Annotated in this window: 1 protein-coding gene; it reads right to left on the reverse strand. The window is 60.8% G+C overall.

Annotated elements, in window-relative coordinates; all coding sequences use genetic code 11:
- On the reverse strand, positions 1–332 hold a 332-nt coding region (locus tag P0G09_RS16475; RefSeq protein ID WP_275253201.1), incomplete at both ends, for an ABC transporter transmembrane domain-containing protein.

Genomic DNA, 332 nt, shown 5'->3' on the forward strand with positions numbered 1-332 from the left:
CATAGTTCAGGAAGATGCTCAGCTGGCCGATGGTGATGCCGCCCGCCACAGCGTAAACGGCACCCACCAGACCGACACCTGCATAAACGATGTTGTTCACAAAGCGGGTGGCGGGGTTGGTCAGGCTGGAGAAGAAGATGGCCTTCAGGCTCACGCTCTGCAGGCGGCCATTCACCTCGTCAAAGGCGGCAAGGCTCTCGGCCTCATGGCCAAAGGCCTGCACGTCCTTCTGGCCCTCGATCATCTCGTTGACCAGGGCGGTCTGCTCACCGCGCACGGTGCTCTGGCCCTGGAAATACTTGTAGCTGCGCTTGGCAAGGAAGCTTGCCACC

The organism is Faecalibacterium sp. DFI.5.82 (assembly GCF_029076575.1).
Lineage (GTDB): Bacteria > Bacillota > Clostridia > Oscillospirales > Ruminococcaceae > Faecalibacterium > Faecalibacterium duncaniae.